The sequence below is a fragment of the Shewanella sp. AS16 genome (genome assembly GCF_021412365.1).
Lineage (GTDB): Bacteria > Pseudomonadota > Gammaproteobacteria > Enterobacterales > Shewanellaceae > Shewanella > Shewanella salipaludis.
This window is the reverse complement of sequence record NZ_JAKCLK010000001.1, coordinates 165,126-177,756: the sequence shown is the minus strand read 5'-3', so window position 1 is coordinate 177,756 and position 12,631 is coordinate 165,126. Positions and strand designations below refer to the sequence as shown.

General features: G+C 56.8%; 15 protein-coding genes. 11 read left to right on the top strand and 4 right to left on the bottom strand.

Annotation, left to right across the window (positions count from 1 at the left end; translation table 11 throughout):
* Nucleotides 1–55: 55 nt before the first annotated feature.
* Complete coding sequence (locus tag LZP73_RS00845) at nt 56–766, bottom strand: arginyltransferase (protein ID WP_234232626.1); 711 nt, start codon at nt 764–766, stop codon at nt 56–58.
* On the bottom strand, nt 756–1,466 hold the full coding sequence (gene aat / locus LZP73_RS00840) for a leucyl/phenylalanyl-tRNA--protein transferase (protein ID WP_234232625.1): 711 nt from the start codon (nt 1,464–1,466) through the stop codon (nt 756–758). The genes LZP73_RS00845 and aat overlap by 11 nt, the downstream gene beginning before the upstream one ends.
* Nucleotides 1,467–1,519: 53 nt before the next feature.
* Between aat and LZP73_RS00835 the strand changes: the two genes are divergently transcribed.
* Complete coding sequence (locus tag LZP73_RS00835; protein ID WP_234232624.1) at nt 1,520–1,990, top strand: glycine zipper 2TM domain-containing protein; 471 nt, start codon at nt 1,520–1,522, stop codon at nt 1,988–1,990.
* A gap of 98 nt (nt 1,991–2,088) precedes the next feature.
* Here the strand turns inward: LZP73_RS00835 and LZP73_RS00830 are convergent, their stop codons facing one another.
* On the bottom strand, nt 2,089–2,412 hold the full coding sequence (locus LZP73_RS00830; RefSeq protein ID WP_234232623.1) for a hypothetical protein: 324 nt from the start codon (nt 2,410–2,412) through the stop codon (nt 2,089–2,091).
* A gap of 182 nt (nt 2,413–2,594) precedes the next feature.
* On the opposite strand from LZP73_RS00830, the gene LZP73_RS00825 reads away from it, so the two are divergent.
* Nucleotides 2,595–3,347, top strand: a complete 753-nt coding sequence (locus tag LZP73_RS00825) for a Nif3-like dinuclear metal center hexameric protein (RefSeq protein WP_234232622.1) — start codon at nt 2,595–2,597, stop codon at nt 3,345–3,347.
* Between the two features lie 92 nt (nt 3,348–3,439).
* On the opposite strand, the gene metG is transcribed toward LZP73_RS00825, so the two are convergent.
* Nucleotides 3,440–5,464, bottom strand: a complete 2,025-nt coding sequence (gene metG / locus LZP73_RS00820) for a methionine--tRNA ligase (RefSeq protein WP_234232621.1) — start codon at nt 5,462–5,464, stop codon at nt 3,440–3,442.
* A gap of 160 nt (nt 5,465–5,624) precedes the next feature.
* Here metG and apbC point away from each other — a divergent pair, with 160 nt between their 5' ends.
* From apbC to LZP73_RS00775, 9 genes are read left to right on the top strand one after another with little or no spacing between them, the layout of a single operon-like run.
* Nucleotides 5,625–6,740: an iron-sulfur cluster carrier protein ApbC gene (gene apbC, locus LZP73_RS00815; RefSeq protein ID WP_234232620.1), complete on the top strand. Its 1,116-nt coding sequence runs from the start codon at nt 5,625–5,627 to the stop codon at nt 6,738–6,740.
* A gap of 11 nt (nt 6,741–6,751) precedes the next feature.
* Nucleotides 6,752–7,390: a uridine kinase gene (udk, locus tag LZP73_RS00810; protein WP_234232619.1), complete on the top strand. Its 639-nt coding sequence runs from the start codon at nt 6,752–6,754 to the stop codon at nt 7,388–7,390.
* A 46-nt stretch (nt 7,391–7,436) separates the two neighbouring features.
* Nucleotides 7,437–8,021 carry a dCTP deaminase gene (gene dcd, locus LZP73_RS00805; RefSeq protein ID WP_169562904.1) on the top strand — a complete coding sequence of 195 codons (585 nt, stop codon included), beginning with the start codon at nt 7,437–7,439 and terminating at the stop codon, nt 8,019–8,021.
* On the top strand, nt 8,021–8,836 hold the full coding sequence (gene pabC / locus LZP73_RS00800) for an aminodeoxychorismate lyase (RefSeq protein WP_234232618.1): 816 nt from the start codon (nt 8,021–8,023) through the stop codon (nt 8,834–8,836). Before dcd ends, pabC begins: the two co-directional genes overlap by 1 nt.
* The gene (mltG, locus tag LZP73_RS00795) at nt 8,833–9,843 is read left to right on the top strand and encodes an endolytic transglycosylase MltG (protein ID WP_234232617.1); all 1,011 of its coding nucleotides are present in this window, start codon (nt 8,833–8,835) and stop codon (nt 9,841–9,843) included. Before pabC ends, mltG begins: the two co-directional genes overlap by 4 nt.
* The gene (tmk, locus tag LZP73_RS00790; protein WP_234232616.1) at nt 9,840–10,469 is read left to right on the top strand and encodes a dTMP kinase; all 630 of its coding nucleotides are present in this window, start codon (nt 9,840–9,842) and stop codon (nt 10,467–10,469) included. The genes mltG and tmk overlap by 4 nt, the downstream gene beginning before the upstream one ends.
* A complete protein-coding gene (holB, locus tag LZP73_RS00785; RefSeq protein ID WP_234232615.1) occupies nt 10,463–11,416 on the top strand; it encodes a DNA polymerase III subunit delta' in 954 nt (317 codons plus the stop codon). Before tmk ends, holB begins: the two co-directional genes overlap by 7 nt.
* Before the next feature lie 6 nt (nt 11,417–11,422).
* The gene (locus LZP73_RS00780) at nt 11,423–11,749 is read left to right on the top strand and encodes a PilZ domain-containing protein (protein WP_169562899.1); all 327 of its coding nucleotides are present in this window, start codon (nt 11,423–11,425) and stop codon (nt 11,747–11,749) included.
* A gap of 44 nt (nt 11,750–11,793) precedes the next feature.
* Nucleotides 11,794–12,582 carry a TatD family hydrolase gene (locus LZP73_RS00775; RefSeq protein ID WP_234232614.1) on the top strand — a complete coding sequence of 263 codons (789 nt, stop codon included), beginning with the start codon at nt 11,794–11,796 and terminating at the stop codon, nt 12,580–12,582.
* Nucleotides 12,583–12,631 lie beyond the last annotated feature (49 nt).

The following is a 12,631-nucleotide window of genomic DNA, read 5'->3' as shown; positions in this document are numbered from 1 at the left end:
TATAAAAAACGGGCGTATCATGCCCCAATTTCAGCCTGCTGTAAAGGAGAAGTGCTTAATCGGCCTCGTAATCTTGCCATCCCTGTTCGGTTAAAATTTGATAAGGGTGGTACAGGCGCTTGTAACTCATCTTGCGGTTCTCATCTATTTGATAGCCGAGATAAAGGAACTCCTTGCCCATCAAGCTGGCCAGACGGCACTGAAGCAAAATCAGCAGCGCGCCGAGTGATCTGCGTGCCTCCTGGGGCTCGAAATAGCTGTAGATGGCCGATAGGCTGTTTGGCAGCACATCTGTGACTGCCACCGCCAGCAGTTTTTTGCCGCGATAGACTTCAATGAACTGTGGCGGCAACCAGTGACAATGGAGGAAGTGCTCATATTGCTCCCTGGTGGGTGGATACATGGGGCCGTCACTGTGCCTGAGATTGATATAGCGTTTATACAGGGCATAGTGCTCATCCCCCACAGAGGAGGTGACTCGCCAGCTGAGATCGCGATTATGGGCCAGGGTGCGTTTCTGCCGTTTCGATGGCATGAAGCGCTTCACGGGAATGCGAATAGGCAGGCAGGCATTGCAATGGGGGCACCTTGGCTTGTAGATGGCATTGCCGCTGCGCCGGAAACCGAGCGAGAGCAAGCGTTCAAACAGCTGCAGGTCCAGGATATCTTCCTGTATGACCAGCAATTGCTCCTGTTGTCCTTGAAGATAACTGCAGGGGAAGGCTTGGCTGATGCCTACAGTGATCGGGCCTGTGCTAGAGTTCAAGTACCACCTCGGTTTGTTCCCATACGCCTGCGTGAGGCTCTGCGTCGCGAAAACGTTTCAACAGTACGAGAAAGTCGTCTCGCTTGAGCGATTCGGCACCCAAGCTTTCCAGGTGGGGATTCATCACCTGGGCATCGATCAGCCTAAAGCCGCCGCGCCGCAAGTGTTGCTGCAGGGCAAGCATGGCGGCCTTGGAGGCGTTGGTCTGGCGGTGAAACATGGATTCACCGCAAAATACCTGGCCTATGGCCAAGCCGTACAGGCCGCCTATGAGCCTGTGGTTATCCCATACCTCGATGGAATGCGCGTGTCCCAGCATATGCAATTCCCGATAGGCCAGTTGGATCTCCTGGGTGATCCAGGTGCCGTCCTGCTGTTTTCTGGGCTGGGCACAGCCTGCCATCACATCGGTAAAGGCGTGGTTTACCGTGATGCGCCAGCTTTGTTTCCTGAGGAACTTTCTCAGGCTGGTGCTAATCTTAATCTTGCCGGGTATGAAGATTGCCCTGGGATCCGGTGACCACCAGAGAATAGGGTCGTTGACATTGAACCAAGGAAAAATGCCTTCATAGTAGGCGGCCAGCAGTCGATTCGGCTGCAGATCGCCCCCTATGGCCAGGAGACCATTGGGATCTGTCAGTGCATGCTCCGGTGATGGAAATGCGGCTAATTCGTGATTCAGATAAGACAGTGAGTTCACAATTACGTATGATTTAGGAATGGGCCTTCTTATAAGTTAGCGGAAATTCGGATATGTTGAAACCTGCCCTGGTTAGCTTTGTGATGATTTTTTTAACCTTACTCTCACCCGCCTACGCTGATTATGAGCGCAACCAAGCCGTGCCTGTGGAGAAGGTCGTCTATGGCACCCTGGACTCTGTCAGGCAGCTGACCGAGAGCCAATTGATAGAAGACAGCCACAATGGCTGGAGGACCTTCGGTGGCGCCTTGTTGGGTGGTGTGGTTGGCCATCAGTTCGGCAGCGGCTCGGGGCGGGACGTGGCTACAGTGCTCGGGGCCTTGCTTGGCGCCGGCATGGGCAGCCGTTATGGCGAGGGGCAATACTACCGCCAATTGCAGCTGGTCGAACTCTTGATCGATCTGGAGGATGGCACGCGGGTGATGGTGATCCAGGACCTGGATCCCGGCATGGTATTCAACGCCGGTGATGAGGTCAGGGTCGTGTATCTGCAAGGTGGCGTCAGGGTCGATCTGGCCATGTAGCCACGCCAACCGACAAGCTAACAAAAAAGGAGCCATGGGCTCCTTTTTTGTTAGCTTCAGCGTCCGAGCCTCAGCTCATCATGGCCTCGATTTGGGCATCAAAATCCCCGTGGCAGTTGCTGGTGCCCGGCCAATGCCGCCAGTTTTTCCCGCCATAACTCCTTGGGCGTCTTGCCCTTGGCGCCTGTCTGCTTGACAGCGGCCGGCTTGGCGGCGGCTTTGCCCGCTGACGTTTTCGCCTTGGGGCTTGCTTGCGGCGTAAGTTCGGCCAGCATGGTCTCGAGTTCGCTGAATCTCAGCGACTTGCCGCCGTCTATCTTGTACCAGCTGCCTTTTTGCTCAATGCTGACGCGTTTGTTTTGTTGACTCGACAGCGCGGTTTCCAGGGCGTTGACGACTTCTTCTTTGGTCAGTTTTGACATAGTAATAACCTATTAATTTTAATATTGACTTTGAAGTGCCTGGTAATTTTATAGGTCATGGCGGGTAAAAGTCCAATTTCAGGGGGGATTAGCCCGGTTAGGCATGGAGCCCTGGGCATAAAATTGTGTCGCTTCCATGGGATAGGGTAAACTTGGACGGGTGTATTCGGAGGGATTAAGCCATGACAAGGTCGGAATTGAGTCACTATTTACAAACGTTTTTACAGGTCTCCAGCTTCAAGGATTATGCCCCCAATGGGCTGCAGGTCGAAGGTAAAGCCCAGATCCATACCCTGGTGACCGGGGTCACCGCCAGCCAGGCGCTGATCGATGAGGCGATAAGACTGAACGCCGATGCCATTCTGGTACATCATGGTTTCTTCTGGAAGAGTGAGCCGGAAGTCATCACAGGCATGAAACAGCGACGGATCAAGGCCTTGCTGGCCCATGACATCAACCTGTTCGGCTACCATCTGCCACTGGATGCCCACCCTGTGCTGGGCAATAATGCCCAATTGGCCAGGGTGCTGGAGCTGGTGAATGCCGAAGTGGTCGAAGAGGTGACGCAGGGGCTATTGTGGCGCGGCAATCTGGATCAGCCCATGCGGGCCGCAGACGTTAGCCAAAAGCTCAGTCAGGCCCTCAACCGGGCGCCGCTGCACATAGGGGATCCCGAAGCACAGATATATAGTCTGGCCTGGTGCACGGGCGGGGCTCAGGATTATATCGATGCCGCGGCCGCCTTGGGGGTGGATGCCTTCATCAGTGGTGAAGTCTCGGAGCGCACCTATCACAGCGCAGTCGAACAAGGGATACATTATTTCGCCGCCGGCCATCATGCGACCGAGCGCTTCGGGATTCAGGCGTTGGGACGACATTTGGCCAGGGAATTTGGCCTGGAACACCATTTCGTGGATATCGACAATCCCGTGTAAGCCGGGATTAAAGCATGAAAAAGGCCGCAGTTGCGGCCTTTTCGTTCTCTGACCCAGGCGTTTTGGGCCTGGGTCTAGGCTGTCGCCTCGGGTTATTTTACCCGCATGCCAGGTTCGGCGCCTTCATGGGGCTCGAGGATCCACAGCTCGCTGCCGCCGGGACCGGCTGCCAGCACCATGCCCTCGGACATGCCGAAACGCATCTTGCGCGGCGCCAGGTTGGCGACCATGACAGTCAGCTTGCCTTCGAGCGCTTCCGGGGCATAGGCGGATTTTATCCCGGCAAACACCTGGCGGGTTTCGCCGCCGATATCCAGTTGCAGCTTCAGCAGCTTGTCCGCCTCTGGCACATGCTCCGCCTTGATTATGCGGGCGATGCGCAGATCCAGCTTGGCAAAGTCATCGAAGTTGATGGTGTCTGAGATAGGATCGTCCACCAGGGGACCCGTCTTGACCTCGCCGGTCGCCTGCAGATTGTCCTTGGAGTCATCGACCATGGCGTTGACCTTATCCAAGTCGACCCGCTGCATCATGGCCTTGAAGGGGGCAATGGCATGGTTTTCCATGTCCTGCCCCAGGCCTTCCCAGGTCAGTGGCATCAGGAAGAAGGCTTCCACGTCCTGGGCCAAACGCGGCAGCACAGGCTTGAGATAGGTTACCAGGATACGGAATAGATTCAGGGCATTGCTGCACACCTGGTGGGCCAGTTCCTGTTGGTCTTCCTGCTTGACCAGCTGCCATGGCGCCGCATCGGCCACATAGGCGTTGGCAATATCCGCCAGTGCCATGATTTCGCGCATCGCCTTGCCGTATTCACGGGTCTCGTAGAACTCGGCGATCTGCTCCTGCTTGCCGAGGAAGGTTTGGATCAGGCTCTCATCGGCCACCTTGGTCAGCTTGCCGTCGAAACGTTTGGTGATGAACCCGGCTGTGCGTGACGCCAGGTTGACCAGCTTGCCGACCAGATCAGAGTTCACCCTTTGGGCGAAGTCTTCCAGGTTGAGATCCAGATCGTCGATGCGGCTGCTCAGTTTGGCGGCATAGTAGTAACGCAGGTATTCGGGATCCAGATGATCCAGATAGGTGCGTGCCTTGATGAAGGTGCCCTTGGACTTGGACATCTTGGCGCCGTTGACCGTCACATAGCCATGGGCATAGACGCTGTTGGGTTGGCGGTAACCGGCGCCATGCAACATGGCAGGCCAGAACAGGCTGTGGAAATAGACTATGTCCTTGCCGATGAAGTGATACACCTCGGCCTTGGAGTCCTTGGCCCAGAATTCATCGAAGTTCAGGTCGTCGCGCTTGTCGCATAGGTTCTTGAATGAGCCCATGTAGCCGATAGGCGCATCCAGCCAGACGTAGAAGAACTTGCCCGGGGCGTCGGGGATTTCGAAGCCGAAATAGGGGGCGTCACGGGTGATGTCCCATTGCTGCAGCCCCTGTTCGAACCATTCATCCAGCTTGTTGGCCATCTCTGTCTGCAGGGCGCCGGAGCGGGTCCACTGCTTGAGCATGGGCTCAAACGCCGGCAAGTCGAAGAAGAAGTGCTCGGTATCTTTCATCACAGGGGTGGCGCCCGAGACTGCCGACTTGGGGTCGATCAGTTCGGTCGGACTGTAGGTGGCGCCGCAGGCATCACAGTTGTCGCCGTACTGATCTTCCGATTTGCACTTGGGGCAGGTGCCTTTGACGAACCTGTCCGGCAGGAACATCTGCTTCTCGGGATCGAATAACTGCGAAATGCTCTTGCTCTTGATGAAACCGTTATCGCGCAGCTTGATGTAGATATCGCTCGCCAACACGCGGTTTTCTTCGCTGTGGGTGCTGTGATAGTTATCGAAGGCCACATTGAAGTCGGCGAAGTCCTGCTGATGCTCTTTATTGACTTGCGCTATCATCTCTTCGGGCGCTATGCCAAGCTGCTGCGCCTTGAGCATGATGGGGGTGCCATGGGCATCATCGGCACAGATGTAATGACATTCATGGCCACGAAGTTTTTGATAACGTGACCAGATGTCTGTCTGTATGTATTCCAACATGTGGCCTAAATGTATAGGTCCGTTGGCGTAAGGGAGTGCGCTGGTCACGAGGATTTTACGTTGTGAAGTTGCCATCTTATCTCAAAATCATGTTGGGCCCGGAATTATTGGCTGTGATACTAACCGATTAATGGAGAATTTTCACCAAAAGCTGCAGCAATTGGAGTAATTCTACGCGAATGTTTTTACCAATATCTGATACACTTGGGCAAATTTTTATACTGGGGTAGGCGTTTTGTCTTCAGCTACGCAAGATTATCGCTTAAGTGGCGATCTTCTCGGGCCGGTACTGGCCATACTCGATGCGGTTATCGATCCTTATCTGGGCCAGGGGCTTGTCAGTGCCGGTTGCGTCACGCAACTGGCAATGGCGGGTAAAACCCTGCAACTGACCTTGGTTTATCCCTACCCCTGCAAGAGTCAATATGCGGCCACAGTGGCGCAGTTGACGCCTGGCCTGCTTGGGCTCGAAGGGGTCGAGGCGGTTGAATGTCATCCCAGTTTCCAGGCCGGCAGTTTTAGTACTGCCACCTCGGGTACGGCCCTGGACAAGGTCAAGCATGTGATTGCCGTGGCGTCGGGCAAGGGCGGGGTGGGTAAGTCGACCACTGCGGTCAACCTGGCGCTGGCATTGGCGGCCGAAGGCGCCCGAGTCGGCATTTTGGATGCGGACATCTATGGCCCCTCGATCCCTCTCATGCTGGGGATCCCCGACTTCAAGCCCATGTCACCGGACGGCAAGCACATAGCGGCGGCCGAGGTCCATGGCATAGCCGCTCAGTCGCTGGGTTTCCTGATCAGCGCCGAAGACGCCACTGTCTGGCGCGGTCCCATGGCGGCGGGGGCCCTGACCCAGCTGCTGAATGAGACTCAGTGGCCAGAGTTGGACTATCTGGTGGTGGACATGCCACCGGGCACGGGCGACATACAGCTGACCCTGTCACAGAAGGTGCCGCTCAGTGGCGCTGTGATAGTCACCACCCCCCAGGACATAGCCCTGGCCGATGCCAAGAAAGGCATAGTCATGTTCCAAAAGGTGGATGTGCCCGTGCTTGGCATAGTGGAGAACATGAGCTTCCATGTGTGCAGCGAATGTGGTCACAGGGAGCATCCCTTCGGCGCAGATGGCGGCCGTAAAATCGCCGAGCGCTATCGGGTGCCGCTCCTGGGGGCCTTACCCCTGCAGCTGCAGATCCGCGAGGCCATGGACAAGGGAGCCCCCTGCGTGGTGGCGCAACCGGAGAGTGAGGTCACACAAATTTATTCAGACATAGCCCGTAAAGTGGGCGCGGCCTTGGCGGTATCACAACCCAAGGCAAACATTTCAATTAGCGTAACAGATGAAGAGTAAGGTTTAAGGGTATGAATTCTCAGCAGTGTGTCATTATCGGAATAGCCGGCGCGTCAGCATCAGGCAAGAGCTTGATTGCAAAGACGATATTCGAGGAGCTACGCCGTGATTTAGGCACAGATCAGATAGGGGTGATCAACGAAGACGCTTATTACCGGGATCAGAGCCATCTGTCGATGGACGAGCGGGTCCTGACCAACTACGACCATCCCAAGGCGCTGGACCACAAGTTGCTCTGCGCGCATCTGCAACAGCTGAAATCCGGTGAGCAAGTGGATATTCCCTGCTATAGCTACACAGAGCATACCCGCACCAGCGAAACCTTGAGTATGACACCGAAAAAGGTGATTATTCTCGAAGGGATCCTCCTGCTGACCGATCCCAAACTCAGGGAATTGATGGATGCCAGTGTCTTCATGGACACGCCGCTGGACATCTGTTTCCTGCGCCGCTTGACCCGGGACGTGGCCGAGCGTGGCCGGACCATGGAGTCGGTGATTTCCCAGTATAAGAAGACGGTGCGGCCGATGTTTTTGCAGTTCATCGAACCGTCGAAACAATATGCCGATATCATAGTGCCGCGCGGTGGCAAGAACCGCATAGCGACAGATATTCTCAAGGCACGAATTCAGCACTTGCTGGCTAAATAGGCCAGGGACCAGTCAATAGCAATCATTTCAGGGAGTCAAAGGCAAAATGCGTTTAACCGATATTGAGATCGAACAATGTCTCGATGATGGCACCATAGTGATCTTCCCCCGCCCGGGCATAGAAGCCATAAGTGGTGTGAGTGTCGATGTCCGTCTTGGCAGCCAATTTCGGGTCTTCAAGGATCATACCGCGCCTTTTATCGATTTGAGCGGCCCGAGTGTCGAGATGCAGGCGGCCCTGGATAGGGTCATGAGCGACAAGATAGAGATCGCCGACGGCGAAGCCTTCTTCCTCCATCCGGGGGAGCTGGCCTTGGCCGTGACCTATGAGAGTGTGACTCTGCCGGCCGATATCGTCGGCTGGCTCGACGGCCGCTCCTCGCTGGCGCGCCTGGGCTTGATGGTGCATGTGACGGCGCACCGTATCGATCCAGGTTGGCAGGGCAAGATAGTGCTGGAGTTCTACAACAGCGGCAAGCTGCCCCTGGCACTGCGGCCGCGGATGACCATAGGGGCATTGAATTTTGAGCGCTTGAACCATGCGGTCGCACGTCCCTACAACACGCGTAAGAGTGCCAAGTATAAAGATCAGCAAGAAGCGGTAGCGAGCCGCATCAGCCAGGACAGCTGATGACTCAGGTTTGGGTGAATGGTCAAGCCATGGCGTCCGTGAGTCCCTTCGACAGGGGCTTGGCCTATGGCGATGGCCTGTTCGCCACCATGCGTGTCGGCCCGGAGGGCATCGCCTTCTTCGATGCCCACATGCAGCGCCTGCAGCAAGGCGCGGCGCGTTTGGGCCTGGATTGGCACTTGAGCCCCGAGTTGGCGGCCTTGCTGCATCGCCTGGGCGCCGCCCATCCACACCAGTGTATCAAGCTTGTTATCACCCGGGGCGTTGGCGGTCGGGGTTACGCGCCGCCAACGCCTTGTCATCCCACAGAAATAGTGTCGCTGCACCCTATCCCGGAACATTACGCCGATTGGCAACGGCAGGGCATACGTCTGTGCGCCTCCGAAGTGCGCCTCGGACGCCAACCCCTGCTGGCGGGGATCAAGCACCTCAATCGCCTGGAACAAGTGTTGATCAGGTCTGCAGTCCTGCCTGACGGCATTGACGACTGGCTGGTCAAGGACAGCCATCATCTGCTCATAGCCTCATCCATGGGGAACCTGTTTTTCGTCCGTGAAAACCAGGTGTTTACCCCGGCATTGACTGCCTGCGGCGTCGCCGGGGTGATGCGGGCGCAGGTGATCATGGCCTTGGCCGATCTGGGGTTTAATGTCATAGTGGCGGATCTGAATGAGGATTTTCTTCACTATGCCAACCATGTCTTCGTCACCAACAGCCTGTTTGGCATAGTCGATGTGTTGGCCATAGACAGGGTCAAGTATCCCAGGGCGCAGTTCACCGCTTCATTGAGACAAACACTAGCTTTGATATTATGAAAAAAATGCTTATCGGCCTGTTGGCCACTTTCATGACCTTGCTTACCTTAGCCAGTGTGGCGGGTTTTTGGGGTTATCACACTGTCGTGCGTTACGGCGACACGCCACTGAACATCAAGCGGGTACAGGAAGTTCCATTGGCTCACGGCACCTCTGTGTATCAGGTGGCCGGAGAGCTGGCTCACCAGGGGGTTATCTCTGAGCTGTGGAAGCTCAAGTTGCTGCTGAGGTTACGGCCTGAGCTGGCACAGATCCGCGCCGGTCTCTATGAAATGGCCCCGGGGGACACCTTGGTGCAGTTGCTGCAGAAAATGGCCCAGGGCAAGGAAAAGCGCTTCAGCCTGACCCTGATCGAAGGCCAGAGTCTGGCCCAGTGGCAGGCGCAGTTGCAGGGGGTGCCTCATCTGAACGTGCCCGCCGGCGTCTTCGACTCGGTATTGGCCGCCGAGGGCGATGATTCCGGGCTGCCGGAGGGCAAGTTCTTCCCGGATACCTATCATTATGTGGCAGATCAGGCGCTGGCTAGCCTATTGGCGCAGAGCTATCAGAAGATGCAGCAGGAGTTGGCGGCGGCCTGGGCGCAACGCGCCAGCGATCTGCCACTCAAGTCACCCTACGAGCTGTTGATCTTGGCGTCCATCATAGAGAAAGAAACCGCCAGGGACGACGAGCGGGCATGGATTGCGGCCGTGTTCAGCAATCGCCTCAAGAAGGGGATGCGCCTGCAGACAGATCCCACTGTTATCTACGGCATGGGGGAGCGCTTCCAGGGCAATATCAGCCGCAAGGATCTGCTGGAAATGACACCCTACAACACCTATAGGGTGGCCGGCCTGCCGCCAACTCCGATAGCGGCGCCGAGCCGGGCGGCGTTACGCGCGGCGGCCAACCCAGCGGCAGTGAATTACTTGTATTTTGTGTCGCGCAACGACGGCAGCCATGTGTTCTCCAGCACGCTGGCTGAGCATAATCGCGCGGTCAATCAATTTCAGAGAAGAAATAAATGAGCGAAAACAACGCTAAATTTATCGTGATCGAAGGCTTGGAAGGCGCCGGCAAATCCAGTGCCGTCGCCTTGATGCATGATTTTATCACCCGGCATACGGGGCGGGAGCCTGTCTGTACCCGTGAACCCGGCGGGACCCCCTTGGCCGAGCGTATTCGCGACCTGGTTAAGATAGCCGATCCCAGCGACCCCCTGTGTGATGAGGCCGAGTGCCTGTTGATCTATGCCGCCAGAGCCCAGCTGATCCACAGGGTGATCAAGCCTGCGCTTGCCGCCGGGCTTTGGGTGCTGGGTGACAGGCATAACCTCTCGTCTCTGGCCTATCAGGGGGGCGGCCGCGGCCTCATGCCATTGGTGCATGCGGTCAGCGAGGCGACCCTCAAGGGCTTCAAACCCGATTTGACCTTGTACCTGGACATACCGCCGGCATTGGGCTTGAGCCGCGCCGCCGGCAGGGGCGAACTGGACAGAATAGAGCAACAAACGCTCGATTTCTTCGAACGCGCCCGGGCGACTTACCTGCAGTTGGCGGCCGAGGATGACAGCATCCTGGTCATAGATGCCAGCCAGGAAATAGGCCAGGTGCATAAAGATATTCTGGCCGTGTTGCAGGGGATCCAATGGTAGCAGGCCAGGCACCCGCCCAAGAGCCGACTCTGGCCCAGCTGCCCTGGCTCGCCGCCGCGGCCGGGCGCTTCATAGATTCACTCAGGCACAATAGGCTCAGCCATGCACAGCTGATTGGCATAGACAGCGCGCTCGGGGGGCAGCTTTTAGCCCTGTCCATGGCGCAAGCGGCCCTATGCCAGCAGCCGACGGCTCAGGGCAGTTGCGGCTTTTGCAAGGCGTGTCAGCTGTTCGAGGCCGGCAGTCACCCGGACTTTTACCGGGTCGAGGCCGACGGCAATCAGATCAAGGTCGACCAGATCCGCGAGTTATGCCACAAGCTGAGCTCGACGGCGCAGCAGGGGGGCCGGCGGGTAGCCTTGCTCTTCAATTGCGAGCGGCTGAACTTGGCGGCGGCCAATGCGCTGCTGAAGACGCTGGAAGAACCTGGGCAAAACACCTTGCTCATACTCCAGTCCGACACCCCTGGGCGCCTGCTGCCGACGATCAGCAGTCGCTGCCAGCGCATCAGCTTCACTGCGCCATCCAGGGCAGACCTAGGCCACTGGTTGGCAAACTTGTATGGTCTGCAGGAAGATGTGACCTGGTGTCTGCCGGTCGTGGGTGGGCCGCTTGCCTTGGCCGCCAGTCTGCAGAGCGGGCATTATCAAGCCTTGCTGGCGCTGCGCAAGGATTGGGCCGGCAGCCTGAGTTCGGGTCATCTCAATGCCGGCCTGCTCGGGGTTGGCGAGGGACAGATTTTTGATGCGCTCAAGGTATTGTATCTGGTGTTGCGGCAGTATTTGCTGCGCGAGACCCGGGCCGATGCCCTCGAGCGCCAGCGGGTGGCGGCCCTGGCGGCGGACGTCATGGACCAGTGCCATAGCCTGCAGACGATGCCGAGTGTCAATTATCTGGGCCTTTTCCAGCGTTTTGTCTTAGAATATAAGAAAATAACAACTAGATAACATCTTATGATAGATCTTGTGGTTAACTTCGATACCTTGCACCAACTCTATCGGGCCTACATGCCCTTCATCAGACCCGCTGGCCTGTTTGTGGCGACGACCGAGAGCCATTTCCTGGGCGAAGAGCTGATGATAGCCTACCGCTTACCCGGGACCTCGAGCGTGAATGAGTTCAGGGGGAGGGTGGTTTGGATCAATCCTGTCGGGGCGTCCGGCGGCCGGCCCGCGGGGATAGGCATCAAGATGTTGTCTGAGCCTGACAGCCATAAACACCATATAGAGAAACTCCTGTCCGGCGAGCTGAGTTCTGCCGATTTGACCTGTACCATGTAGCTGGGTATCCTTGCCCCCATTATGATTCATGCTTGGACCCACCAGTGCTCATCGATTCCCATTGCCATTTAGACAGGCTTAAGGCCGCCCCGGACCACCAGAGTCTGCAACTCATACTGGATGCCGCCAAGCAGCGTGGCGTCGAATATTTACTCTGTGTCAACGTCAGACAGCAGGGCTTTGCGGCCATGCGCGATAAGGTGGCGGCGTTTGACAATGTATTTCTCTCCTCAGGGGTGCACCCGCTGGACGTCAAAGACGGACTGGATGTGGCCCAGATAGCCAGTTTCGCCCAAGATCCCAGGGTCGTCGCCATAGGTGAGACTGGGCTGGATTATTTCTATGCCGACGATACCAAGGCGTTGCAACAGGCGTGCTTCGAGCAACAGATAGCCTTGGCGGTCGAGGTCAATAAACCTTTGATAGTCCACACCAGAGATGCCAGGGAAGACACAATTCGCCTGCTGAAACAGGGCCAGGCCGACAAGGTCGGCGGTGTGCTGCATTGTTTCACCGAGAACTGGGAGATGGCGAAGGCGGCGATCGAGCTGGGATTCTATATTTCTGTCTCAGGCATAGTGACCTTCAAGAATGCCGGCGAGTTGAGAAACGTGATCCGCAAGGTACCCAGGGATAGGCTGTTGGTCGAGACCGACTCCCCCTATTTGGCGCCTATGCCCCACAGGGGCCAGGAAAACCAACCCGCCTTCGTTCGTGACGTGGCGGAATTTGTCGCCGAGCTGCGGGGAGAGACATACCAGGAGTTGGCCGAGTATACGGGGGAGAACTTTTTCAACTTGTTCAAAGATGCGGCCAAGCTGGTTGGCAGATAATGGGCCCGGCTTAGTGCCGGCCTTTGCCGCCTTAGTGGCGGCAAGAGCA

Bases quoted from the DNA above. Each gene is read 5' to 3' on its own strand.
- LZP73_RS00835 (WP_234232624.1), top strand. From the start codon at position 1,520: ATGTTGAAACCTGCCCTGGTTAGCTTTGTGATGATTTTTTTAACCTTA.
- LZP73_RS00830 (WP_234232623.1), bottom strand. From the start codon at position 2,412: ATGTCAAAACTGACCAAAGAAGAAGTCGTCAACGCCCTGGAAACCGCG.
- LZP73_RS00825 (WP_234232622.1), top strand. From the start codon at position 2,595: ATGACAAGGTCGGAATTGAGTCACTATTTACAAACGTTTTTACAGGTC.
- metG (WP_234232621.1), bottom strand. From the start codon at position 5,464: ATGGCAACTTCACAACGTAAAATCCTCGTGACCAGCGCACTCCCTTAC.
- udk (WP_234232619.1), top strand. From the start codon at position 6,752: ATGAATTCTCAGCAGTGTGTCATTATCGGAATAGCCGGCGCGTCAGCA.
- dcd (WP_169562904.1), top strand. From the start codon at position 7,437: ATGCGTTTAACCGATATTGAGATCGAACAATGTCTCGATGATGGCACC.
- pabC (WP_234232618.1), top strand. From the start codon at position 8,021: ATGACTCAGGTTTGGGTGAATGGTCAAGCCATGGCGTCCGTGAGTCCC.
- mltG (WP_234232617.1), top strand. From the start codon at position 8,833: ATGAAAAAAATGCTTATCGGCCTGTTGGCCACTTTCATGACCTTGCTT.
- tmk (WP_234232616.1), top strand. From the start codon at position 9,840: ATGAGCGAAAACAACGCTAAATTTATCGTGATCGAAGGCTTGGAAGGC.
- holB (WP_234232615.1), top strand. From the start codon at position 10,463: ATGGTAGCAGGCCAGGCACCCGCCCAAGAGCCGACTCTGGCCCAGCTG.
- LZP73_RS00780 (WP_169562899.1), top strand. From the start codon at position 11,423: ATGATAGATCTTGTGGTTAACTTCGATACCTTGCACCAACTCTATCGG.